The following is a 22,884-nucleotide window of genomic DNA, read 5'->3' as shown; positions in this document are numbered from 1 at the left end:
TGACCGGTTCGGCCAGGTCCACTATGCCGACACCCAGACGGTCTACGGCCGCATCGGCGCGCGGCTTGCCCGCGACTTCGCCATCGAGGACGGACGCCGGATCACCACCTGGGCGCGGGTCAACTACTGGCACACCTTCGGCGGCAACGGCCGGGCAACCTTCGCCAACCTCTCGGGGGGCTATCCGGTGGCGCTCGGGGCCGGGCTCGGCGGCAGCTGGATGCAGTTCGGCATCGGCGCCTCCGGCCAGATCACGCAAAGGGTCAGCCTCTTCGCCTCCGCCGACTACAACCTCACCGTCGCCCATGGCTCCGGCCAGTCCTACACCGGACGTGTCGGCCTCCAGGTGCGCTGGTGAACACCTAGAGGCCCCCCGGCGCTCCCCGGCCGGCGGCGCCGTCACAGTCCTGGCAATCGCTCGATGGCGGAGAGGCACGTCCTCGAGACCGGGCTGCGGGATGGGGCCGTCCGGAAGCGGCGACGGGCTGCCTTTGCCTTTTTCCCGGGACAGGAGCGGTCCACACGCTCCGAAAAGGATGGACATGCACCGGTTCTTCGACGGCAAACAAGGGCGCGCGACGCTGTCCGGAGGAGACGCTTCCGCGAGGGCGGCGTTCCGGTCCGATGGCGCCGGCGGCATCGGTTCGGGCCGCGCGGGAGAAGGCGATGAGGGCGCGATCCTCGACGTCCCGAGCCGCCGCGGCGTGGTCGCCGCCGCCGGTGCGCTGATCCTCGCAGGATGCCAGACGAGCGAGCGACAAGCGCCGCCGCCGTCCCGTTATGCGGCCGAGCCTCACGAGGTTCGGATCGTCGACCGGTCCAAATTCGACCCGCGGCTGCGGCCGACCATGGTCACGGCGCCGGTCAATGCCCCGCTCGGCTCGATCCTGGTCGAGACCGGCCAGCATCATCTCTTCCTCATGGAAGGGGACGGGCAGGCCCGGCGCTACGGCATTGCCGTCGGTGCCACGGGGCATGCCTGGTCGGGGACGGCGCGGATCGGCCGCAAGGCCAAATGGCCGAACTGGTACCCGACCGACGAGATGCGGCGGGAAACGCCCGGCATCCCCCGCATGATCCCGGGGGGAGCCGCCAATCCGCTCGGCGCCCGCGCGCTCTATCTCTACCAGGGCGGCCGCGACACGCTCTACCGCATCCACGGCACCACCGAGCCATGGGGCATCGGCACCGACGTCTCTTCCGGATGCATCCGAATGATCAACGAGGACGCGATCGATCTGTTCGATCGGGTCGCGATCGGGGCGCAAGTGATCGTGCGATGAGCGATCGACACAGCATGCAAGGCAGGCGGAGCCGATGAAACCGAATTTCCGGCATGTGTTCCCGGCGGCGCTGCTGGCGGTCGCGCTGCCCGCGAGCCGCGCAATGGCGCAGGAGGCGGCTCCCGGGCCGTCCTCCCTCAGGGAGACCTACCAGGACTGGGCCGTCTCCTGCACCGGGCATGGACAGGCGCGCCGCTGCGCCTTCTCCCAGCAGCAGCGGCGGCGGGACGGCCGGCGCGTTCTGGCGATCGAACTGGTTCCCGCGCGCGACGGCACCCTCTCCGGCACGTTGCTGCTGCCCTTCGGCCTCGCGCTCGACCGGGGCGTCACGATCGGGCTCGATCAGGCCGCGCCCGGCGCGCCGCTGCCGTTCAAGACCTGCCTTGCGACCGGCTGCATCGTGCCGGTCACCTTCACGGCCGCGATGCTGAGAACATTTCGTGGCGGAACGAGCCTGAAGCTGAACACGATCGCGAGCGATGCGGGGCAGCCGGTTGCCTTTTCCCTGTCCCTGAAAGGATTTGGCCCGGCTCTGGACAGGACCTTGGCGCTGTTGCGCTGATGCGCCAGTCCTGATCTTTTGCCCGGCTCGTGCAAACGGGGCGCGCAATGCGTCTGGCCGGTGCCGCCGGCGACGCCAAACGGTCTTTTCGGACCGGCGAGGCCAGGTCCGGCCGGTCCTTCAGCAGCACGAAGCACGCCCATGGCGGTGGCATGGGCCGGATCGCCAATCCGGCCATTGCGCGTCGCTCCCGCGCTCTCCCGCGGGCGCTTTCAGCACGACCAAAGGGCCGTAACAGGCAAGTCGCGGCATGCCGTGTCGCAGTACCTTTCGAACTCCCGATCCAACGTTGAGTCGCTTCCAGCGAGCGTGGGCATCGCGGGGAACGCGTTGTGGCATCGCCTCGATATCGTCACCCTCAGGTGCCCGGTTCCGAAGGTACGGTCCCGTGACGCTGAAAAACCTCGATATCCTGGCCCTGCGTTCCTTCGTGCTCATCGCTGAGGGCTGCAGCTTCGCGCAGGCCGGGGACGCCGTAGGGCGGTCGCAATCGGCGATCAGCCTGCAGATACAGCGGCTGGAGCGCGAGCTCGGCGCGCTGCTGCTGCGCCGGCACGGTCGCCAGCATCCGCGACGCGACGTCGGTCTGACGGCGGCCGGCGGCCGGCTGCTGCCGCTTGCTCGCGAGCTGATCGGCGCGAACGACGCCGCCCTCGCCTCGATGGCGGGAGGGGAGGCGCAGGCCATTTCCTTCGGCGTGACGCACGAACTGGCGCAGTTCATCCTCGTCCACGTGCTGCCCTCATTCGCGCAAGCCAATCCGGCGGCCGAAATCACGCTTGTGATCGAGTCGACGACGAAGCTGCTCTCCGCTGTCGCCCACAAAGATCTGGATGTGGCGATCGCGCTCAAACGCAGCGATCCGCACAATCAGGGGATCCTCGCGGAGGTGCCGATGATCTGGCTGGCCGACAGCGATTTCGCGCTCGCGCCTGGCGCCTCGCTGCCGCTCGGTGTCTGTTACCGCGCCTGTCCGTTCCGCGGCGCCGCGATCGCCTCGCTCGGCAAGACGCACCGTTTCCACATCGCTGCAGCCAGCTCTTCCTTCGAGGGGCTGGCCGGCCCGTTGCGGGCAGGAATGTGCGTGACGGTGCGAACGCCCTATGCGCTCGAGTCGGACTTCGTCGATATTGGCAGGCGGATCGGCCTGCCGCCGCTGCCGCCGGTCCAGTTCGCCTCTTACCTGAGCAAGGCAAGGCAGGCGAAGGGCGCGTTCGACCTGATCGAGGCCTGCCGGCATGCTCTCGCACGCTGGGACCGCGCCGCGCTCCCCCGGGCCACGGCGGAAAACCCGCATCTGCGCACGTCGATCGCCGATGTCACCTTGGCCTCGGCCTTCTCCAGCCGGCGAACCGGCGCGGAAGGGCCGGTCGCCGGGCTCTCACCTGGCGTCGTCGATCCCGACGATCAGGGCAGTGCCGTGGACGAGTGGCCGTCCGACATCCGGCTGCGCTGACGTCGGGCTCGTCGTCCATGCGCCATCAGCCGGTGCCGGCGCTTTGCGGCAAGGGGATTCGCACCACGGCGTCGGTCAGATGTGGGACGGCGTCGCTTGCGACCACGGATGGCGGGGCTGGAGTGAGGAGCACGCGGACCGAGGTCCCGGCGATGATGCGCGCCGCCACAGCACTCCAGGCATTGACGCAAGGCCAGTCGATCGCCTGCGCCTGCTCGTCGTCGAGAGGATAGTGGAGGACGATGGTCTCCGGCCTGGTGTCCATGCGGGCCACGTGATGCAGCACCCTGCGGGCCGCGCGCTCCTGTCGCGCGGTCAATTCCCGCAGTTTCGAAATGACGCTTTCAGGACAGCGATTCCGGCCGCTCGACCAGGATCTGACCGTGTCGCTTCCGGCGCCGACGAAGATCGCGGTTTCGCGCAGCGTCAAGCCGCATAAGCCGACGAGAAGCTTGAATACGACCATCGCGCGTTCGCCGCCGTCTTTTTGCTTTTCGCCCTGCGGCCGAACAGCGGCTTCGTTGGTCGGGCGGGATCGGAGCCGAATTGCCACCGAGCGTATCGTGCGCATGCTGCCAAATTGTTTTCCGGCACTCCGCGGACGGTGTTCGCCCTCGAATGTGCCGCGCCACGCCCACCGGGCGCGGATTATCGTTCTGCGCTCGATGCGCTCAAGCGAGTTATGCAAATGGTCGATATTGCCGAATGTCATCACGGCGCGGCGCGGCGGGCGGCCCGACAGGCCGATGCCCGGCGAATCGACCTTGTTCGCGCGGTCGTCCCGCCCGCGAGCGGCCGCGTGCGGGCCTCCGGTCGAAGCGTCATGTCGGAGGGGGCTCGCCATGGACCGTCTTCCGGCTCCGATAGAATGCCAGGAATTCAGCGGCCGGCAGGGCTTTTGAAAAGAACCATCCCTGCCCGAATGTGACGCCTTCCCGCAGGAGATAGTCGAACTGCTCGCGCGTCTCGATGCCTTCCGCGATGCAGACCAGTTCGAGTGATCGCGCCATCTGGATGATGTGGGAGATGACCGGGGTGTTGGCCGTGATGTGCCCGATCGTGTCGACGAAGGATTTGTCGATCTTGAGCGCGTCGATCGGCAAGGTCTGCAGATATTGCAGGTTCGAATAACCGGTGCCGAAATCATCGATCGCGATCGAATGGCCGCGGGCTCTGGCGGTCGTCATGACGGAGCGGGCGCGCTCGATTTCGAGGAGCCCGCGTTCCGTGGCTTCGAACCAGACCTGCTCGTTCCGGATGCCGGCGCTGTCGAGGGCGAGCTGGATGATATCCAGTGGCCTGCCGGTCTCCATGTCCGTCGCGCAGAGATTGATGGCGACATGCAGCGCGCTCTCCGCGGCAAGCGTTGGACCGAGATCGTGGACGACGGCTTCGACGACCTGATCGGTGATCGGAAGAATGAGGCCGCTGCGCTCGGCAATCGGCAGGAACAGGTCGGGGCCGATGAAGGTCCCGTCGGATTGCTGCCAGCGGACCAGAGCTTCGGCGCCGACGCATAGGCCCGATCTCAGCTCGATGATCGGTTGATAGTGCACGGTGAATTGGCGTTTGCGGACCGCGGCCGCCAGCTCGCCGAGCAGCGACAGGCGCCGGCGTGTCCGGGCGAGGATGGCGGCGACGATGGTCGCGCTGATCGCCGCCCCGACAGGCAGCAGAAGCATCCGCCGCCGTTCAAGCGTGCCGAAGACCAATGTCCTCGGCCGGATGGCGATCGCGATCCAGCCATCGACGCGGGCGGTCGCAAAGAGATATTGCTCGTCCATTCCCGTCGCGGGCGAGGCCATGAGCGATTGGACCAAATGCGGGTCGGGATGGTTCTGGCTGGCGATGATGCCGAGCTGTTCCATGCCGACGGCAAGCTGGGTTCCGGCATCGGGAATGACGTCTGCAAACCCGCTGGGCTCCAGCAACGCCTCGTAGTTCTCGAACTGCAAGCTGAGGCGAGATTGATGCGGATCGATCCAGGAGGGGATGTTGACAGCGATGCCGAAGCCGTCCGCCGTCGAGAGAGCCGGCGTCATCAACGGCATCCTTGTCCGTGGGACACCCCAGGACGCGCATTGCAAGGCTCCGTTTCGGAAATAGCCGACCTCCGAGATGATGAGACTGTTGGCCTCGAGCCGACGCATGAGTTCCATATGCTCGGTCGAGCATGGAGTGATGCGGCTTGCGGCCAGCGTGGAGAGATTGGCCGCGGCCGCGTTGAAGGTGAGGCTGGCGCGCCGGACCAAGCGCTGGTTGAGGACTTCGAGCCTATCCTGTTCGGCTTGGACGGCGAGGATCCAGGCCAGATGAATCGCCCCCGCTACTGGAAGCACGGCGGCTCCTGCCGCGAATATGGACGCGAGCACGACAATCTGTAGCCGGCTCACTCATCCTCCTCCGTCTCGGACCCGCCCCGACCAAGTATCGGAGAGGAGACCGTGATGACGATCTATCCGGAAGCGCTTTGGCTGCCGGCAGCTGCGATGCCAGTTGCGTCGGCGCCCGCCATCGATCGGTTGTGAACATTCCGTGGCTGCGTGATGGACGCGGTCAAATTGAATGCGCCAATGCCTTATATGAGCGTTTCCAATGTTTCGACGAACTGATCTTGAGTATTACTCACGTCCAACATTTGAAAAACCAATTTGCGGCGCCCGGAAGGCACCAATCTAATCAACAAAATTATTTCGCTTATTCGATAGTGAAACCGGGATCGCGGCCGAAGCCCGCTCCGGAATCCGATCGGCCGGCGCGGCGACCCGCATGTGGCTGGACTGCTGGGTCGTCGTCGTTGGCCCCATTTGAGGGCGGCCGTAGCCCATTACGAGGTTTGGATGACCCACTACGATCGCACCGCCGGGAGTGTCTCGAAGCCGGGTCGGGCCTTGCGATGCCGCGCGAACGCCCCGCGGCAAGGAGCCGGCCGGCGGGCGGATCGTTCGACGCGGCGCCGTCTTCTCGCGGTGCTGCGCCTGGCGCACCGGATATTGGGTCCCGGCCGTCGCCGGCTGCAACTGGGCATCACCTATGGCGACACGGGCGCCCTTGGCTGCGTCCTCGCCGGAGCGCTGGTCCTTGGAGCCGGCCTCTGGCCGAACAGCGCGCTGGCGACGACCTATGGGCCGGGCGGGACATCCTGTTCGGGCACCGCCCCCGGCGTCGGTCCGGACAATATCAATCAGGGCCAGGTCGCCGATCCCGTGAACGGATCCGGCACCTATTCCAACGTCATCGGCTGTGGCGCCGACGGTGGGAACTATTCGTCGGTCCAGGTCATGGGGCCCTTCGCGCGAGCGACCGGCGCCGGAGCCGTGACGATCGGTTATGCGTCGAGCGCCGCCGTGCGCGGCACGGCGCTCGGCATGCAGGCCGTCGCGAGCGGCAGCGGCGCGACGGCCATCGGCCAGTGGACGCGTGCGCTTGGGCCCGGAAGCGTCGCGATCGGCGGCGACATGTCATCGAACGACGCCAATGCCGGTGCCCAGGCGATCGGCGGGCAGGCCATTGCCGTCGGCGGCATGTCGCGCGCCATGCGCAACGGCGACATCGCGATCGGCGCCGGCGCCATGGCCGACGGGCAGACGAACGACCTGTCGGCGCTCGCGGTCGGCCTGAGCGCCAGGGCGGTCGGCAACGATGCCGCGGCCTTCGGCAACAATGCGGCGGCCAATGGCCATTTCGCGCTGGCGGTCGGCAACTTCGCCAATGCGACCGGCCGGAACGCGGCGGCCGTGGGCAATTCGGCGAATGCAGCGGGCCGCTGGTCGTCGGCCTTCGGCAATTTCTCGAGCGCGGCCGGCGACTGGTCGACGGCGCTCGGAAACCGCGCCAGCGCGGCCGGCGAATCGGCGACCGCCCTGGGCAATTCCGCCAACGCAAGCGGGTTGAACTCCATTGCGATCGGCACGGCCGGCAGCGGCGGGACATTCTCCGGCGCCGAGGCGCAAGGCACCGGTGCCATCGCCATTGGCGGCAACGCGACGGCAGCGGCGGTCGCGGGCGCGGCCGACGCGATCGCGCTGGGCGGTCAGAGCTCGGTGGCCGCGGGTGCGACGTCGGGCCTTGCGATCGGCCGTGGCGCGACCGTCGCCGACGGCGCGACCTACGGCATCGCGCAGGGCGACGGTGCGGTCGTGCACGGGACGGACGATATCGCCATCGGGCGGAGCGCGTCGACGGACGTCAATTCGGCCGGCAGCAATGTCGCGATCGGCCATGCGGTGGCGACCGGAGCGATCGGCCAGAATGTCGCCATCGGTTCCGGCACGACGACCGCCACGGCCTCGAGCGCGGCGGGCGGGGCGGTGGCGATCGGACGGGATCAGCGCGCCCTCGGTGACGGTGCGGTCGCTCTCGGCGACCCGAATACCGCAAACGGCGACGGGGCGGTGGCGCTCGGCGCGAACAATGTCGCGGCCGGCGACAGCGCCGGCAACTCGGCGGCGAATGGCGCTGTGGCCATCGGCAATGGCAATACGGCGGTCGGGCAAGGTTCGGTGGCGCTCGGCCATGGCTCGACCGCAGCCGCCGCCGGCGCGCTGGCATTCGGCGATGCCGCTCAGGCCCAGGCCGAACGGAGCGTCGCCCTTGGTTCGGGTGCGACCGCCGCAAATACCGGCGACGTCGCGCTCGGCGCGGCATCCCGCACCGCCGCCGCGGTCGCAACGCCGAGCACGACCATCGACGGCCGCTCCTATTCCTTCGCCGGCACCACGCCGAGCAGCACGGTCAGCGTCGGCGATGCCGGCGCGGAGCGGACGATCACCAACGTTGCTGCGGGCCGCATCAGCGGCACGAGCACGGATGCGGTGAACGGCTCGCAGCTGTTTGCGACCAATCAGGCGATCGAAGGCGTCAGCGGCCGGGTCAATACGCTCGGGAGCTCGGTCGCCACCGTGTTCGGCGGATCGACGAGCTATGACCCAAGCACCGGGCAGGTGACTGGCGGATTCAATTTTGCCGGCAACAGCTACACCTCCGTCCAGAACGTCTTCGACCAGATCAATCAGGCCGTCCAGGGCGGCGGCATCCGCTATTTCCACGCCAATTCGACCCAGCCCGACAGCTCCGCCACCGGCACCGACAGCGTCGCGATCGGCCCGTCGGCGGTTGCCCAGAATGCCAACGACTTCGCCGCGGGCAATGGCGCGACGACGGCCGGCGGCCAGCCCGGCGACGTCGCGATCGGCGCCGGTTCGCGGACGGCGCCGGTGGTTGCGACAGCCGGCACCACCATTTTCGGCACGGCCTATCAGTTCGCCGGCGCGACGCCCGCCAGCACGTTCAGCGTCGGCGATGTCGGCGCGGAGCGGACGATCACCAATGTCGCGGCCGGCCGCATCAGCGCGACGAGCACGGATGCCGTCAACGGATCCCAGCTCTTCGCCACCAACCAGGCGATCGAGGTGGTCGGCGGCCGCGTCAACACGCTCGGCGATTCCGTCGCCGCCGTGTTCGGCGGCAATACCACCTACGACCCGGCCACCGGCAAGGTGACCGGCGGGTTCACCTTTGCCGGCAACAGCTATTCGACGGTGCAGAACGTGTTCGACCAGCTCGACCGGGCGGTCAATGGCGGCGGCGGCATCCGCTATTTCCACGCCAATTCGACGCTGCCGGACAGTTCCGCGACGGGGCTCGACAGCATTGCGATCGGCCCGGCGGCGGCGTCCTCCGGCGTCAACGCCATTGCGATGGGCAACGGTGCGCTGGCGTCGGGAGACGGCAGCTTCGCATCGGGCGCAGGGGCAAGGGCGACCGCTGCCCGCGCGATGGCACTGGGCGATGGCGCCAGCGCCAGCCACGCCGGATCGGTCGCGCTCGGCGCTGGAGCCGAGACGCAGGCGACGGTCGCAACCTCCAGCACCGTCATCGACGGCAAGGAATACCGGTTCGCCGGGACCGCGCCGGTCGGCACGGTGTCGGTCGGAACCGCCGGTGCCGAGCGGACCGTGACCAACGTCGCGGCCGGCCGCATCAGCGCGACCAGCACCGATGCCATCAACGGTTCGCAGCTCTATGCGACCAACCAGGCGGTCGACAATCTCTCGGGCACGGTCAGCAGCATCGGTCAGGCCGTGCGGCATGCCGTGGTCTATGACAGCAATCCGGACGGCACCCGGCAGAACTCGATATCGCTCGTCGGCGGCGATCCCAATGCGCCGGTGGTCATCCGCAATGTCGCGGCGGGGACGGCCCCGACCGACGCGGTGAACGTCCGGCAGCTGAATGATGGCCTTGCCACGACGTTGAACCAGTCACGGGCCTATACCGACCAGGTCGCGGCCACGACGCTCAGCCAGGCCAATGCCTATACGGATGCCAGATTCGCCGGCCTGAATGCCGATATCCGCGGGGTGAGGCGGGAAGCCCGCCAGGCCGCCGCCATCGGTCTCGCCGCATCTTCGCTGCGCTATGACGACAGGCCCGGCAAGCTCAGCGCCTCCATGGGCGGCGGCGTCTGGCGCGGCCAGGGCGCCTTTGCCATCGGCCTTGGATATACGAGCGAGAACGGCCTGATGCGCGGCAACCTGTCGGCCACCACGACTGGCGGTGAATGGGGCGTCGGCGCCGGCCTGAGCATCACGTTGAACTAGGTCCGGCCATGCTGGGCCTTCGCCATCTGCCGCTGCTCGCGATCGTGCCGGCCCTCGGCGCGGCGACGGCCTTCGGGCAGCCGGCCTCGCCGCCGATCTATTCAGTCAGGCGTTCGGAGGTCGCGGTGCCGGCCAATGTGCCGCTCGGGCAATACCGGCGCGTCATCCGGCCCTTCAAGAACTGGACGTTGATCTGCGACGAGAATCTGCGGGCGCGGCGACGCGTCTGCAACATCACCCAGGCCATCGTCGACCAGGCCGGCGCGGTCGCGTTCAGCTGGTCGCTTGCCGGCTCGGACAGCGGCGCGCCGGTGTTCATTCTGCGCGCGCCGGCGGCGGTCGGCGCCGACCGTCCGATCACCCTGGCGTTCGGCGACGGAAGCGCCCCGATCCTCGTGAAGACGAATGGCTGCGACGCGAGCGTCTGCGTGGCGATCCAGCATGTCGGCCCACGCCTGCGCGGCTACATCGCGAAAGGTGTTGTCGTGCAGATCTCATTTTCTGTGACGCCGGCTGGCGCGTCGGGAGCGCCGACGCTGACGGGGCTCTACGCGCCGCTGGAAGGCCTGTCGAAGGCGATCGAGGCGATCTGACGGAGATCTGGTCGGAAGGGGATTGGGGATGAAGAGGTGGCGGGGAGAGACGGGGATGGCACGCCACGGGCTGGCGGCGGCTGGCATGATCGTGCTCGGCGTCTGGACTGGCTACGCTGTCGCCGCCGACGGACCAGCGCCGCCCGAGATGGCGGTCTGGGGAGCGCTCGCCTTTTCGCCTGCCGACGGCAGGCATGGATTTTTCTGGGGTGGGGCCGGCGAGGCCGAGGCCGTAACCGCGGCGATGACCCATTGCCGTCGCGCCGGCGGTGCTCACTGCGCCATTGTCGCGATCGTCAGGAACGTGCGGCGAGCCCTGGCAACAGGGAGCGAGGCGCGGCAGACGCGTGCCTGCGCTGCGTTGCTGGTCGCGGGCTCGCCCGGCGGCGGCCCCCGCTGGGCCGCCGCGTCCGGTCCGACGCGCGATGCGGCTGAAAGAGACGCCGGAGCGCGGTGTTCGGCCAAGGCCCACTGCCGGGTGCTCGAATGGATCTGCACATGACGTTCCCCGCCAATCGCATATGAGAGATGGTTCAGATGATGCCGAGGCTGTTTCGGAAAGACCGGCGGGATGAGGTCGACCATGCCATCGCGCCGAGGCCGGCCCCCGGCGGAGGCGGGGCGCCGCGTCGCGGCGACCGGCCGGGGCCGCACCGCGAGCGGCGATGGCGCGAACGCGGCACGGGGATCGGCGTCGGTCTGGCGATGTTCGTGGCCGGCGCGGTCTTTGCGACCGTCGTCGGGCTCGACAACCCGATCAGCTTCGCACAGTCGCCGCGGCCGCGACCTGCCGATCCGCGCGCAGCCCCTGCGCAGCCGACGCCTGTCCCCGCGCCCGCGCCCGCGCCGCAGCCTGCGCCGGCAGCGTCGGCCGCGAGCCAGCAGTCCGAGCCGCCCTTCGTGGCGCATATGCGCCAGGCCGGCATCAAGACCTGCGGCACGGTCTACCCCGCGCTCGGCCAGCTGCTGACCGAGGGCAGCCAGTTCATGGTCCAGTCGAGCTGGAACAGGGCGGCACCCGACGCTCACTCGGTCCTGGCGCTGGTCGGCATGACCTATGGCACGGCGCCGGCCGCAGGGGTGGTCTTCGCCTCGCCCAGCGGCAATCGCTGCGACGGCAATCTGGTGCGGGTCGTGCCCTTCGCGGAAGACTGCAATGCCGCGACGCGCCGGCTGCCGCAGGGCAGCAGCCCGGCCGCCAATCTCGCTGGCGTCGCCGTCTACAACCTTCCGGCCGCGGGCGGGCAGGCCATGCTGCTGGCGGCAGGCACGGGCTGCGTCGCCCTGTCGATCCTGCGTGTCGAACGGACGGTGGACTAACGGTGGGGCAACCGCCTCGCCCGAGGGCTCGCTTTGCTGCGCCCGGCTTGTCATTCTGGCCGTTGGCCGCTCTTGATTCCACGATCTCAGAATCATAATCTCCGATCCTGGAATTGGTCAGGATCATTGTCCGTTCCTGACGCCGTGCGGCCAGCCTGCCGCCGTGCGGCCTGAGACAGGAGCGATATGATGGCGCCATCCGACCCCTCGCGGCCTTCGCTGCAGCCGCGCACCCTGGCCGCCCAGGCGCTCGGCTGGGAGGAGCACGAAACCCATGCCGTGGTGACGCCGATCCATGTCGCCACCACCTTCATCCGCGATCCCGACAATCAGTATCGCAACGGCTTCGTCTACGGCCGGCCCGACAACCAGACGGTGCGCCAGTGCGAAGCGCTGCTGACCGCGCTCGAGGGCGGAGCCGAAAGCCTGCTGCTCGGCTCCGGCATGTCGGCGGCGACCGCCGTCGTCATGGCCCTGCCGGCCGGCGCCCATATCATCGCGCCGACGGTGATGTACTGGGCGCTGCGCAACTGGCTGATGAACGATGCGGCGACCTACGGCTATCGGACGAGCTTCGTCGACACGGCCGATCTCGCCGCGGTCAAGGCGGCGATCGAGCCGGGCAAGACCAAGCTCGTCTGGCTGGAGACGCCGTCCAATCCGCTCTGGACCGTTTCCGACATTGCCGCGATCTCGGAGGCGGCCCATGCCGCGGGGGCGGTGGTGGCGGTCGATTCGACGGTTGCGACCCCGGTCTTCACCCGGCCGCTGGCGCTCGGCGCCGACATCGTCATGCATGCGGCGACCAAATATCTGAACGGCCATTCCGACGTCGTCGCCGGCGCGCTGGTGACGCGGGAAAAGAATGACCTCTGGGCCAGGATTCGCCGCGTCCGGTCCATGCACGGCCAGATCCTCGGGCCGTTCGAGGCGTTCCTGCTGATGCGCGGCATGCGCACCCTGCATGTGCGTGTCGAGGCGCAGGCCCGGGCCGCCCTGAAGCTCGCCGAGCGGCTGACGGGCCATCCGGACGTGGCCGAGGTGCTCTATCCGGGGCTCGCGTCGCATCCGCAGCACGCGCTTGCCGCGCGCCAGATGACGGGGGGCTTCTCCGGCATGCTGTCGATCAGGGTCCGGGCCGGCGAGGCCGCGGCGGTCTCGGCCGCTGCACGCGTCGCCCTGTGGAAGCGTGCAACTTCGCTCGGTGGCGTCGAAAGCCTCATCGAGCACCGTGCCTCGATCGAGGGAGCCGGCTCGCCGTGCCCGACAGACCTGCTGCGCCTGTCCGTCGGTCTCGAAGACGCGGACGACCTCTTCGACGATCTCGACCGGGCACTGCGCGGCGCCAACAGCTGAGCCCAGGCCTCTTGAGCTGATGGCGGCGGGCCGCCTAGATTTGACGGCCGAGGAGCTGCCATGACAGGCCATAGCATCACGCGACGCGTCGCGGCACGCCTTATCGCGGCGCCGTTCGTCCTCGCGGCCGGTCGCGCCCGCGCCGAGCCGCTCAATCTCGATCTCGTCAACGAATATCCGGCCACTTCGCTGCCGGGCGAGGCCGACAGCTTCTTCGCGGCGATGGTCGCCAGGGAACTCGCCGGCAAGCTCAACGTGCGGCCGATCTCCGACGCCCGGTCGGGCCTGAATGCGCGTCAGCAGTTCTCGGCGGTGTCGCTCGGCACCTTCGCCATGGCCAATACGCTCGGCGGCGCGCTCTCCCAGTTCCGCCCGGCCCTGGCGCTGGCCGCGCTGCCGTTCCAGACGCCGACCGTGGCGGCCGCGCGGCGCCTGTTCGACCTCGCCGCACCCCGCTACGCCGAGATTTTTGGCCAGCTCAACCACCGGCTGCTTTTCGTTTCGCCCTGGCCGGCCTCGGGGCTCTGGACGGCAAGGCCAGTCGCCGGACCGCGGGATCTCGAGCAGCTCCGCGTGCGCACCTACGACGCGACCGGTACGGCCGTGTTCGGCCGGCTTTCGGCCCATGCCGAGGTCGTGTCCTTCGCCGACCTGGAGCCGCGCCTGACGGACGGTTCGATCGATGCCGTGCTGTCCTCGGGCGATGGCGGGGCCGGACGGCAGCTCTGGCGGCGGCTGCCCCATTTCGCCGCGATCAACTATGCCGTCCCGCTCAGCTTCGGCACCATCAATCTCGATCTCTGGAACGGGTTCGACACGGAGACCCGCGCGCGCCTCGAGGCGATCGGCCAGGCCACGACCGAGCGCCAATGGGCCGCCATGACGGGGCGGGTTGAGCAGAACTACGGGACCATGCGCCAGAACGGCATGACCATCGTCGATCCCGTGCCAGCTCCGCTTGTCGGCGCCCTGCAGGCCGCGGCCATGCCGGCGGTCCAGGCTTGGATGGAAACGGCGGGCGCCGAGGATCGCATCATCCTGACGCGCTACAAGGAACTGGCGCCGGCCCGGTAGCCCGCCGCGCGGCGGCTACCAGCTGCAGCCACTGGCGAGGTCGCAGCCGATGTCGAGCGTACCGCAGCCGACATCGAAGCTCGCGCAGTCGACATTGGCACCGTTGCACCAGTCGGTGGCGGCCGAGCGCTTGGCCTTGTCCCGGCGTTTGCCCTGCGGCCCGCCGGCGGCGTCACCATCCGCCTCGGAGCTTGCCATGGCCATGAGCGTCGCATGGGCACGGCGGCAGCGGGCAAACTGGCGCGGCAAGGCTCTGGCGAGCGTCAGCACGCCATGGCCGAGAACGGTCTGGCGGGCATATTCCGAACAGGACCGGCCGCCGGTCAACTTGCGATAGGCGCAGCAGAAGCCCTTATGCGGCGAAATCCAGCGCTGATAGACGATGATCGAGCCGGCTGCGGCGTAACGCACCATGGATGAACCCCCGACAATCCGTTTCGATCATCGGGAGCTTCGATTGCTGATCCGTTGCGCGCGCCGGTCGGCTCAGTTTCCGCCGTCGAGCAGGCGCCGGGCAATGACCTGCGCCTGGATCTCCGCCGCGCCCTCGAAAATGTTGAGGATGCGCGCATCGCACAGGACGCGGCTCACCGGATATTCCAGGGCGAAGCCGTTGCCGCCATGGATCTGCAGGGCATTGTCGGCGGCGGCCCAGGCGACGCGGGCGCCGAGCAGCTTGGCCATGCCGGCCTCCAGGTCGCAGCGCCGGTCGTGATCCTTCTGGCGGGCGGCGAAATAGGTGAGCTGGCGCGCGATCATGATCTCCACCGCCATCATCGCGATCTTGTCGGAGACGCGCGGGAAGGAAATCAGGGGCTTGCCGAACTGGATCCGCTCCTGGGCATAGCGCAGGCCGAGATCCATGGCAGCCTGGGCGACGCCGACCGCGCGCGCAGCGGTCTGGATGCGGGCCGCCTCGAAGGTCTGCATCAGCTGCTTGAAGCCCTGGCCCTCGACGCCGCCGAGCAGGTTCTCGGCCTTCACCTCGAAGCCGTCGAAGCCGATCTCGTATTCCTTCATGCCGCGATAGCCGAGCACCTCGATCTCGCCACCACTCATGCCCGGCGCCGGGAACGGATCCTCGTCGGTGCCGCGCGGCTTCTCGGCAATGAACATGGACAGGCCCTTGTAGCCGGGCTCGTCCGGATTGGTGCGTGCGAGCAGGGTCATCACGTCGGCGCGCACAGGATGGGTGATCCAGGTCTTGTTGCCGTAGACCTTGTAGACGTCGCCGTCGCGCTGGGCGCGGGTCTTCAGGGAGGCGAGATCCGAGCCGGTATTGGGCTCGGTGAAGACGGCGGTCGGCAGCACTTCGCCGGAGGCGATCTTCGGCAGCCACTTGTCCTTCTGCGCGTCGGTGCCGCCGGCCAGGATCAGCTCGCAGGCGATCTCCGAGCGGGTGCCGAGCGAACCGACGCCGATATAGCCGCGCGACAGCTCCTCGGAGACGACGCACATGGATTCCTTGCCGAGGCCCATGCCGCCATAGCTCTCCGGCAGGGTCAGGCCGAACACGCCGAGCTCGGACAGCTTGGCGATGACGTCGAGCGGGATATAGGCATTCTGCAGGTGCCATTCGTGGGCATGCGGGATCACCTCGGCGAGGGCGAACTTGCGCATCTCGTCGCGGATCGCCTCCAGCGTCGGATCGAGCGCCGGCTCGCCGAAATGGCCCGACGTCTCGCGCGCCTCGACGAGGGCGGCGAGCCGCGCCCGGTTGGCGCTGGTATTGCCCTCGGCGATCAGTGTGTCGACGGCACCGGCAAAGCGGCGGGCAATATCGGCCGGGCTGAGGCCGAGGTCGGTCGGACGCACGGTCTCGCCCTGACTCATGGCGATGCCACCGGCGATCTGGGCGAGATATTCGCCAAGGCCGATGCGCACGATCAGATCCTCGATCTCGCCGAACTTGCCTTCCGCCGACAAGCGCTCGGCATAGGAGCCGAGCTGGCGCACGCTTTCGACATAGGTCGCAAGCCAGGCGAGGCCATGGGTCGCGCGCTGCTCGCGCTCCAGTGCGGCATTGGAGATCCGCCCGTTCTCTGTGACCAGGGCGCGGACCTTCGCCGTCGCCTCGGCGAGGATCGCTTCTGCGGCCGCGACGGCACTCTGCGCGAGATCGATGAGGTTGGCCGTTCGGGCCTCGGCGGCGGGAGCGGTGCTCATGGCGTTTCCCTTCGAGCGTGAGCGCTTGCCTGAGCGCTTCCTGGCTATGCTGCGACGCAAAATAACGCAGCGAGCCGACGAAGCAATCCGCCAAAAGACGCGTGTTCTGGCCGCCTGGCCGCGCGCGATCAGGCGCGGCGGACCGCGAGCCAGACACCGAGCGCCGTTACCGCCATGCCGACGAGCTGGACGGGGGCCAGCCACTCGCCAAAAACGACATAGGACATCAGCGCCGAGACCGGCGGCACGAGATAGATATAGGCAGCCGCGCGCGAGACCTCACCGCGGCCGATCAGATAGAGGAAGAGGCCGACCCCACCGACCGAGAGGGCCAGCACCGACCAGGCCATGGTCAGGACCAGCGTCTGGTTCCATTGTGCGTCCGGCGCGCCGAACAGGAAGACCAGCGGCAGCGTGCTCAGGGCGGCGCCGACATATTGCAGGGCCGTGGTGGTCCTCAGGTCGCCGCCCGCAATGAAGCGCTTCTGATAGAACGAACCGAGCGTCACGGCCAGCATGGCGAGGACGTTGACGCCGAGCGGCACCAGCACGGTCGCGAGATGCGCCGGGTCGATGCCGAGCAGCTTCGGCGCCAGCACCAGGACGATGCCGGCAAAGCCGAGCGCGATGCCGAGGCCCTGGCGCGGCGCGATGCGCTCGCCGAGGAAAAGCGGCGCGAGCAGGGCGGTGAAGACGGGCTGCAGGCCCGCCATGATGCCGGAAATGCCCGTCGGCACGCCATTGCGCACGGCCCACCAGACGCCGCAGAGGTAGAATGTGTGCAGGAAGATGCCGGAGGCCAGGGCATGCCCGAGAGCGCGAGGGCTCCTCGGCCAGACCGCGCGCGTCGCGACGGCGATCGCCGCGATCACGGCTGCCGCCAGCAGGAAACGCAGGAACAGGAACCAGAGCGGATCGGCGTAACGCGCGGCAAAACCGGCGACGACCCATCCGGTCGACCAGATCAGCACGAAGATGACGGGAACGGCCTGAACGAAGGAGGGCATCGCGGCTTCCGGCGGGGAGCGCGAACCTAGAGAGGCCCGCAGCGACATTCAACCGCACCGGCGCACGGGAGCCTCGCGCAGCGTAATATGCCGGCGAACTACATGAAATCGCTGGGAATTCAAATGTGGCAAGGCGCCAGTAGGGCGGTTCCTTAACGATTCATCGTCATGGTGCGCGCCGCTGAAGACTTTGGGGGATTCTCGTCAATGCCGATTCGCTTGCCTGCCCTCTCGATACGCTTGCGTATCGCGCTGCTGGCGCTTGTCCCGATCGCGGGTGTGATCGCGGCCGGTGTCGCCTCATGGTACGGCCAGCGTTCGGCCGCGCGCGCCTTCGAAGCCTATGACGGTTTCGCAAGCCTCGCGCAGGATGCCCACAAGGTGCGCGCCAGCGTGCGCGACTTGCGCTTCCATGCCATCGACTATTCCGAGCGCTACCAGCTCGAAGCGCCGATGCAGTTCAACACGGCGCGCGCCGACGCGATCATGGCGCTGAGGGCGGCCCGCGGCAAACCCGAGGCGGCGGGGCTGGCAGCGGAGATCGACCAGTCGCTGGCCCAGCTCGCCAGCGCGGCGCAGGCCTTCGAACTGATGAAGGCGACGATCGAGACCCTCGGCCTCGACGAGCGGTCGGGTCTCAACGGCCGGATGACCGAATCGGTGCAGCAGCTGGAAGTGCTGGCGCGCCGCGTCGCGCAGAATTTCGACGACGGCGCCGGCATTCTCGAGCAGGTGCTGCAGATGCGCCGGCACGAAAAGGATTTCATGCTGCGCGGCGCCCAGGAGGATCTGGAGAGCTTCCGCCAGGCGCGCGCCAAATTCGTCAACGAGGTCAGCCGCTCGGTCATCGCTCCGGCAATGAAGGCCGATCTCATGAAGGCGGGCGAGACCTACTGGCCGGCCTTCGACGCCTTCGTCAACGGCACGCGCACGGTCGAGACCACCGTCTGGGAGCTGGAGCAGCTGCTGACCAGCCTCGACCAGACCACCGACAAGCTGGTCGCCGCGGCCGATGCCGGCAAGACGCAGGCGAGCGATGCCCGGCTCGAGGCGCAGAAAGCGACCAGCGTGATGGTGTTCGGCATTATCGGCGTGGTCATCCTGCTCTGCTGCGTCGTCGGCCTGGCGCTCGGCCGGTCGATCACCCGCCAGATCGGCGGCATCACCGGCGCCATGCGCAAGCTCGCCGGCGGCGACACGGCGATCGACGTGCCGGCGACGGAGGCCAAGGACGAGCTCGGCGAAATGGCCCGCGCGGTTCTCGTGTTCCGCGACAATGCCATCGAGCGCGAGCGGCTGGCCGCCGAGCAGATCGCCGAGGTCGAGGCCCGCAACCGCCGCTCGACCGCGGTCGACCAGCTCATCCGCGGCTTCGAAGAAGCCGCCGAGCGCTCTCTCGGCGCGCTGCGCGGCGCGTCCGGCGAGCTCGACGGTGCCTCCGACAATCTGGAAACCGCCTCGGGCGCCGTGACCAGCGAGACCCAGGCGGCGACCGGCGCCATGGAACAGGCTTCCGGCTCGGTCGCATCGGCCGCGGCCGCGGCGGAGGAGTTGTCCGCCTCGATCGCGGAGATCGCGACCCAGGCCGCGAAATCCAACGAGGTGGCCGGCGTCGCCGTGACCGAAGCCGAACGCACCGCCCTCACCATGGAGCAGCTCGCCCAGGCGGCGACCCGCATCGGCGAGGTGGTCAACCTGATCCAGGCGATCGCCGGCCAGACCAACCTTCTGGCGCTCAATGCCACGATCGAAGCGGCGCGCGCGGGCGAGGCTGGCCGCGGCTTCGCCGTTGTCGCCTCCGAGGTGAAGAACCTGGCGGCCCAGACGGCCAAGGCGACGGAGGAGATCGCGGCCCAGATCGGCGCGATCCAGAACGCTTCGGGCGATGCGGTGACCGCCATCGACAAGGTCAGCACCGTCATCGGCGAGATGCGGGCGATCGCCGCTTCCGTCGCCGCTGCGGTCGAGGAGCAGAACGCCGCGGTGTCGACGATCGCCAGCGCCGTCAACCGGGCCTCCGACGAGGCGCGCGGCAGCACCGAGGCCATGGTGCGTGTCGGCGGCACTGCCCAGTCGGCGCGCGCCACCGCCGAGGACGTCCGGTCGCTGTCCGGCCGGCTCAGCGAGGAAGCGCAGGCGCTCAACCACGAGATCCAGGCCTTCCTCGAAGGTGTGCGCGCGGCCTGACGCCGCCCGGGATCCGCATCAAAAAGAAAGCGCGGCGAGATCATCTCGCCGCGCTTTCGTTTGTCTGTCGTCCCCGGCGGGCGGAACGGCGCCCGAGCCATCCGGCGCCGGCCGTGCCGGACCCCGGCGGCAACCGGGCCGTGAGGCCTCGCTGTCCCGGGCCATCAGGCTTTGGCGGCAACTAGGCCTTCAGGCCTCGCTGTCCCGGGCTATCAGGCTTTGGCGGCAACTAGGCCGTCAGGCCTCGCTGTCCCGGGCCATCAGGCTTTGGCGGCAACTAGGCCGTCAGGCCTCGCTGTCCCGGGCTATCAGGCTTTGGCGGCAACCACCATGATCTCCACCGTGTACTGGGGAGCGGCGAGCTTTGCCTCGACGGTAGCGCGCGCCGGGGTATGGCCGGGAACGACCCAGCCGTCCCAGACGGCGTTCATCTCGTTGAAGGTCGACATGTCGCTCAGCCAGATATTGGCGGAGAGCAGGTTCTGCTTGGAGCTGCCGCATTCGGCCAGCAGGCCGTCGATGATCGACAGGATCTCGGTGGTCTGCTCCTTGACCGACTTGCCGGCCGCGGACTTGGCCACCTGGCCGGCGAGATAGATGGTGTTGCCATGGACGACCGCGCCGCTCATGCGGGGGCCGACCTGCTTGCGCTCGATGGACATGGATTGATCTCCGGAGGATAGCCTCGACTGGGCCGCCGCAATGCGGCCGCCCGTGTCGTAGCGCGCCCCGCCGGCCGGGCCAACCCTTATCGAACCCATGCCTCGGGACGAGGCCATGCGCTGGCGAGGCATCTTCGTCCGCGGCGAGGGGAGCGACGGCCCGTGCCTGTGACCTTCTAGCACTTGCCGAGTCGATGCCGAGGCCGGCAGGATTGGCGCCGCCAGGCCGGATGGGATCATGCTCGATACGTTTTTCCGCTTCATTGCCGACATGACCGGTGAACGGCATGAAAATTTCGGGGCCGGCGACCACCGCGTCGCCGCCGCGGCGCTGCTGGTGCATGTGATGACGGTCGACGGCGAGGTCGCGCCGGCGGAACTGGCGCGGCTCAAGGCGATCCTGTCGCGCGGTTTCGCGCTGGGCGCCCATGACACGGAACGGCTGATCGAGGCGGCGACCGACGCCGAGAACGAGGCGGTCGATCTGACCACCTTCACCGGCGTGCTGGTGCGCAAGCTCGACGAGGCCGAGCGGCGGCGCATCGTCGAGATGATGTGGAGCCTGGTGCTGGCGGACGGTTCCGCGCACGAATTCGAAGAGGCCGTGGTGGCGCGCGCCGCCGACCTTCTGGGCGTGGCCGATGCCGGCCAGCGTCCGGCCTCCTGACCAGGCTGGTCGGGCCTCTCAGCCGCCTTCGGCGCTGATCTCGGCCTTCAGGTCGAGCGTGCCGCGGACGCCGATATCGTCGTAGTGGGTCTTGAGGAAGGCTTCGGCCGCCTGCCGCCCGGCATCGCGCAGGCCAAGGAAGAAGTCGTAGTCGTTGTGGCTCTTGGAGCTCGCGGTCAGTCCCGTCACGGAATCGCTGAGCGCGATGCGGTGCATCTTCACCGCACGGTACTGGCCGGGCCGGCGGCCGCGCGGCAGCTTGCCTTCGCCGACCAGGCGCGAGACGAATTCGATCGCGCGCATTTCGGCCTGGAGCGAGGAGTTGAAGGTGATCTCGTTGATCCGGTTGGCGATGTCGCGTGCGGAGGTCGGCACCTCCATGCGGATCACCGGGTTGATCTGGACCAGCAGCACGTCCTCGGCCTCGGTCGCCCGGAACAGCGGAAAGATCGGCGGATTGCCGATATAGCCGCCGTCCCAGTAGGGCACGCCGTCGATTTCCACGGCCTTGAACATGGTCGGCAGGCAGGCCGAGGCCATCACCGCCTTGCAGCTCAGCCGCTCGCGGCTGAACAGGGCGAGCCGGCCGGTCGTGACATTGGTCGCGGCGACGAACACCTCGATCGCCTTGTAGGCGGTGAGGCGGTCGAAATCGACGAAGCGGTGGATCAGGTCTTCGAGCGGATTGAGGTCGAACGGATTGAGATCGTAGGGCGAGAACAGGTTCTGCATGGTCTCGAACCAGGCCTGCATGGGCGAGCCCTCGTAGGGCATCGCCGCCAGCAGGCGATCGACTACACGCCGCTGCGCCGGACCGAGGCCGCCATCGACCGAAACCGCCTTCCAGAAGGCGGCAAGACGCCTGCGCGCCGCCTCCGGCCCGCCCTCGGCGAGGCCGTCGGCCAGCATGACGGCGTTCATCGCCCCGGCCGAGGCCCCGGTCACACCGTCGATGGCAAGGCGGCCATCGGCGAGCAGGGCGTCCACCACCCCCCAGGTGAAGGCGCCGTGGGCGCCGCCGCCCTGCAGCGCCAGATTGATGCGCTTGGCCCCGGTCTTGCGGGTCATTCGGCGGTCCAGCCCCCGTCGATCAGCATGTTCGCGCCGGTCACCGAGGCGGCGGCATCGGAGGCGAGGTAGAGCGCGAGCGCGGCGACTTCGTCGGTGGTCACGAATTTCTTGGTCGGCTGCGCCTTCAGCAGGACCTCGCTGATGACCTGGTCCTTGGTCATGTTGCGCGCCTTCATCGTGTCGGGGATCTGCCGTTCGACGAGCGGCGTCCAGACATAGCCGGGCGAGATGCAATTGGCGGTGATGCCGGATGTTGCTAGCTCGAGAGCGATGGTCTTGGTGAAGCCGAGCAGGCCGTGCTTGGCCGCGACATAGGCCGATTTGAAGGGCGAGGCGACCGCCGAATGGGCGGAGGCGATGTTGATGATCCGGCCGAAGCCGTTCTTCTTCATGCCGGGCACGGCGGCGCGCGTCAGGTGGAAGCCCGAGACGAGATTGATGGCGATGATCGCGTCGAACTTCTCGATCGGGAAGTCCTCGACCGGCGAGACGTGCTGGATGCCGGCGCTGTGGACGAGAATGTCGATCTTGCCGAGGCTGGTCTCGGTGGCCTTGACGAGATTGGCGATCTCCTCGGGGCGGGTCATGTCGGCGGGCGTGAACAGGACCTTGCGGCCGCTCTCGGCGGCAAGGGCGGCCCGGGTCGCCTCGATCTCGGCGGGATCGCCGAGGCCGTTCAGCATGATGTCCGCGCCTTGCTGCGCAAAGGCCTTGGCAATCGCCAGGCCGATGCCGCTCGTCGATCCGGTGACCAGGGCGGTCTTTCCATTCAGGGCCATGATATCCATCTCCGGGGTAGGGGCGATCCGCGGCATGTTGGCATGGCCGCGTTTCGCTTGCACTGCAACATTGTCGTGAATTGCGGTCCAGTTTTGGAC

The 22,884-nt window shown here is 68.5% G+C and carries 20 protein-coding genes; 12 read left to right on the top strand and 8 right to left on the bottom strand.

The window, feature by feature from the left end; translation table 11 throughout:
* The 4 genes from OZ671_RS12695 to OZ671_RS12680 form a co-directional block, all read left to right on the top strand.
* On the top strand, nt 1-358 hold a 358-nt coding region (locus OZ671_RS12695), incomplete at its 5' end, for an autotransporter domain-containing protein (RefSeq protein WP_268861086.1).
* A gap of 184 nt (nt 359-542) precedes the next feature.
* Complete coding sequence (locus tag OZ671_RS12690; RefSeq protein WP_268861085.1) at nt 543-1,283, top strand: L,D-transpeptidase; 741 nt, start codon at nt 543-545, stop codon at nt 1,281-1,283.
* A gap of 34 nt (nt 1,284-1,317) precedes the next feature.
* Entirely contained in the window at nt 1,318-1,845 is a 528-nt protein-coding gene (locus tag OZ671_RS12685; RefSeq protein WP_268861084.1) for an invasion associated locus B family protein, read from the top strand.
* 388 nt (nt 1,846-2,233) lie between these two features.
* Complete coding sequence (locus tag OZ671_RS12680; RefSeq protein WP_268861083.1) at nt 2,234-3,301, top strand: LysR family transcriptional regulator; 1,068 nt, start codon at nt 2,234-2,236, stop codon at nt 3,299-3,301.
* Nucleotides 3,302-3,326: 25 nt separating this feature from the next.
* Here the strand turns inward: OZ671_RS12680 and OZ671_RS12675 are convergent, their stop codons facing one another.
* Both OZ671_RS12675 and OZ671_RS12670 read right to left on the bottom strand, forming a co-directional pair.
* On the bottom strand, nt 3,327-4,145 hold the full coding sequence (locus tag OZ671_RS12675; protein WP_268861082.1) for a hypothetical protein: 819 nt from the start codon (nt 4,143-4,145) through the stop codon (nt 3,327-3,329).
* A complete protein-coding gene (locus tag OZ671_RS12670) occupies nt 4,123-5,694 on the bottom strand; it encodes an EAL domain-containing protein (protein ID WP_268861081.1) in 1,572 nt (523 codons plus the stop codon). The genes OZ671_RS12675 and OZ671_RS12670 overlap by 23 nt, the downstream gene beginning before the upstream one ends.
* Before the next feature lie 600 nt (nt 5,695-6,294).
* On the opposite strand from OZ671_RS12670, the gene OZ671_RS12665 reads away from it, so the two are divergent.
* The 6 genes from OZ671_RS12665 to OZ671_RS12640 all read left to right on the top strand — a co-directional run bounded on the left by OZ671_RS12665 (nt 6,295) and on the right by OZ671_RS12640 (nt 14,246).
* Nucleotides 6,295-9,903 carry a YadA-like family protein gene (locus OZ671_RS12665; RefSeq protein ID WP_268861080.1) on the top strand — a complete coding sequence of 1,203 codons (3,609 nt, stop codon included), beginning with the start codon at nt 6,295-6,297 and terminating at the stop codon, nt 9,901-9,903.
* Nucleotides 9,904-9,911: 8 nt separating this feature from the next.
* On the top strand, nt 9,912-10,496 hold the full coding sequence (locus tag OZ671_RS12660) for an invasion associated locus B family protein (RefSeq protein ID WP_268861079.1): 585 nt from the start codon (nt 9,912-9,914) through the stop codon (nt 10,494-10,496).
* Nucleotides 10,497-10,551: 55 nt separating this feature from the next.
* Nucleotides 10,552-10,998, top strand: a complete 447-nt coding sequence (locus OZ671_RS12655; protein ID WP_268861078.1) for a DUF4189 domain-containing protein — start codon at nt 10,552-10,554, stop codon at nt 10,996-10,998.
* Nucleotides 10,999-11,396: 398 nt separating this feature from the next.
* Nucleotides 11,397-11,816, top strand: coding sequence for a hypothetical protein (locus OZ671_RS12650; protein WP_268861077.1), 420 nt, complete (start codon nt 11,397-11,399; stop codon nt 11,814-11,816).
* 186 nt (nt 11,817-12,002) lie between these two features.
* On the top strand, nt 12,003-13,172 hold the full coding sequence (locus OZ671_RS12645; RefSeq protein ID WP_442957078.1) for a trans-sulfuration enzyme family protein: 1,170 nt from the start codon (nt 12,003-12,005) through the stop codon (nt 13,170-13,172).
* 60 nt (nt 13,173-13,232) lie between these two features.
* Nucleotides 13,233-14,246: a TRAP transporter substrate-binding protein gene (locus OZ671_RS12640; RefSeq protein ID WP_268861075.1), complete on the top strand. Its 1,014-nt coding sequence runs from the start codon at nt 13,233-13,235 to the stop codon at nt 14,244-14,246.
* Nucleotides 14,247-14,261: 15 nt separating this feature from the next.
* Here the strand turns inward: OZ671_RS12640 and yidD are convergent, their stop codons facing one another.
* The 3 genes from yidD to OZ671_RS12625 all read right to left on the bottom strand — a co-directional run bounded on the left by yidD (nt 14,262) and on the right by OZ671_RS12625 (nt 17,419).
* Nucleotides 14,262-14,660 (bottom strand): membrane protein insertion efficiency factor YidD, encoded by a 399-nt coding sequence (gene yidD, locus OZ671_RS12635; protein ID WP_268861074.1) that lies wholly within the window; start codon nt 14,658-14,660, stop codon nt 14,262-14,264.
* A gap of 72 nt (nt 14,661-14,732) precedes the next feature.
* Nucleotides 14,733-16,412 carry an acyl-CoA dehydrogenase family protein gene (locus OZ671_RS12630; protein WP_268861073.1) on the bottom strand — a complete coding sequence of 560 codons (1,680 nt, stop codon included), beginning with the start codon at nt 16,410-16,412 and terminating at the stop codon, nt 14,733-14,735.
* A 128-nt stretch (nt 16,413-16,540) separates the two neighbouring features.
* Nucleotides 16,541-17,419: a DMT family transporter gene (locus OZ671_RS12625; RefSeq protein ID WP_268861072.1), complete on the bottom strand. Its 879-nt coding sequence runs from the start codon at nt 17,417-17,419 to the stop codon at nt 16,541-16,543.
* Between the two features lie 240 nt (nt 17,420-17,659).
* Here OZ671_RS12625 and OZ671_RS12620 point away from each other — a divergent pair, with 240 nt between their 5' ends.
* Nucleotides 17,660-19,606: a methyl-accepting chemotaxis protein gene (locus tag OZ671_RS12620; RefSeq protein WP_268861071.1), complete on the top strand. Its 1,947-nt coding sequence runs from the start codon at nt 17,660-17,662 to the stop codon at nt 19,604-19,606.
* Nucleotides 19,607-19,914: 308 nt separating this feature from the next.
* Here the strand turns inward: OZ671_RS12620 and OZ671_RS12615 are convergent, their stop codons facing one another.
* Nucleotides 19,915-20,268 carry a RidA family protein gene (locus OZ671_RS12615; RefSeq protein ID WP_268861070.1) on the bottom strand — a complete coding sequence of 118 codons (354 nt, stop codon included), beginning with the start codon at nt 20,266-20,268 and terminating at the stop codon, nt 19,915-19,917.
* 238 nt (nt 20,269-20,506) lie between these two features.
* On the opposite strand from OZ671_RS12615, the gene OZ671_RS12610 reads away from it, so the two are divergent.
* Complete coding sequence (locus OZ671_RS12610) at nt 20,507-20,935, top strand: tellurite resistance TerB family protein (protein WP_268861069.1); 429 nt, start codon at nt 20,507-20,509, stop codon at nt 20,933-20,935.
* A gap of 18 nt (nt 20,936-20,953) precedes the next feature.
* Here OZ671_RS12610 and OZ671_RS12605 read toward each other — a convergent pair whose 3' ends face one another.
* The gene (locus OZ671_RS12605; RefSeq protein WP_268861068.1) at nt 20,954-22,003 is read right to left on the bottom strand and encodes a patatin-like phospholipase family protein; all 1,050 of its coding nucleotides are present in this window, start codon (nt 22,001-22,003) and stop codon (nt 20,954-20,956) included.
* Nucleotides 22,000-22,788 (bottom strand): 3-hydroxybutyrate dehydrogenase, encoded by a 789-nt coding sequence (locus tag OZ671_RS12600; RefSeq protein WP_328286358.1) that lies wholly within the window; start codon nt 22,786-22,788, stop codon nt 22,000-22,002. The genes OZ671_RS12605 and OZ671_RS12600 overlap by 4 nt, the downstream gene beginning before the upstream one ends.
* Nucleotides 22,789-22,884 lie beyond the last annotated feature (96 nt).

The sequence above is a fragment of the Phreatobacter sp. AB_2022a genome, assembly GCF_026847585.1.
GTDB lineage: Bacteria > Pseudomonadota > Alphaproteobacteria > Rhizobiales > Phreatobacteraceae > Phreatobacter.
Note: the sequence above shows the minus strand (reverse complement) of the source record. Positions and strands in the feature narration are given on the sequence as shown.

Bases quoted from the DNA above. Each gene is read 5' to 3' on its own strand.
- OZ671_RS12690 (WP_268861085.1), top strand. From the start codon at position 543: ATGCACCGGTTCTTCGACGGCAAACAAGGGCGCGCGACGCTGTCCGGA.
- OZ671_RS12685 (WP_268861084.1), top strand. From the start codon at position 1,318: ATGAAACCGAATTTCCGGCATGTGTTCCCGGCGGCGCTGCTGGCGGTC.
- OZ671_RS12675 (WP_268861082.1), bottom strand. From the start codon at position 4,145: ATGGCGAGCCCCCTCCGACATGACGCTTCGACCGGAGGCCCGCACGCG.
- OZ671_RS12660 (WP_268861079.1), top strand. From the start codon at position 9,912: ATGCTGGGCCTTCGCCATCTGCCGCTGCTCGCGATCGTGCCGGCCCTC.
- OZ671_RS12655 (WP_268861078.1), top strand. From the start codon at position 10,552: ATGGCACGCCACGGGCTGGCGGCGGCTGGCATGATCGTGCTCGGCGTC.
- OZ671_RS12645 (WP_442957078.1), top strand. From the start codon at position 12,003: ATGATGGCGCCATCCGACCCCTCGCGGCCTTCGCTGCAGCCGCGCACC.
- OZ671_RS12640 (WP_268861075.1), top strand. From the start codon at position 13,233: ATGACAGGCCATAGCATCACGCGACGCGTCGCGGCACGCCTTATCGCG.
- yidD (WP_268861074.1), bottom strand. From the start codon at position 14,660: ATGGTGCGTTACGCCGCAGCCGGCTCGATCATCGTCTATCAGCGCTGG.
- OZ671_RS12630 (WP_268861073.1), bottom strand. From the start codon at position 16,412: ATGAGCACCGCTCCCGCCGCCGAGGCCCGAACGGCCAACCTCATCGAT.
- OZ671_RS12625 (WP_268861072.1), bottom strand. From the start codon at position 17,419: ATGCCCTCCTTCGTTCAGGCCGTTCCCGTCATCTTCGTGCTGATCTGG.
- OZ671_RS12615 (WP_268861070.1), bottom strand. From the start codon at position 20,268: ATGTCCATCGAGCGCAAGCAGGTCGGCCCCCGCATGAGCGGCGCGGTC.
- OZ671_RS12610 (WP_268861069.1), top strand. From the start codon at position 20,507: ATGCTCGATACGTTTTTCCGCTTCATTGCCGACATGACCGGTGAACGG.
- OZ671_RS12605 (WP_268861068.1), bottom strand. From the start codon at position 22,003: ATGACCCGCAAGACCGGGGCCAAGCGCATCAATCTGGCGCTGCAGGGC.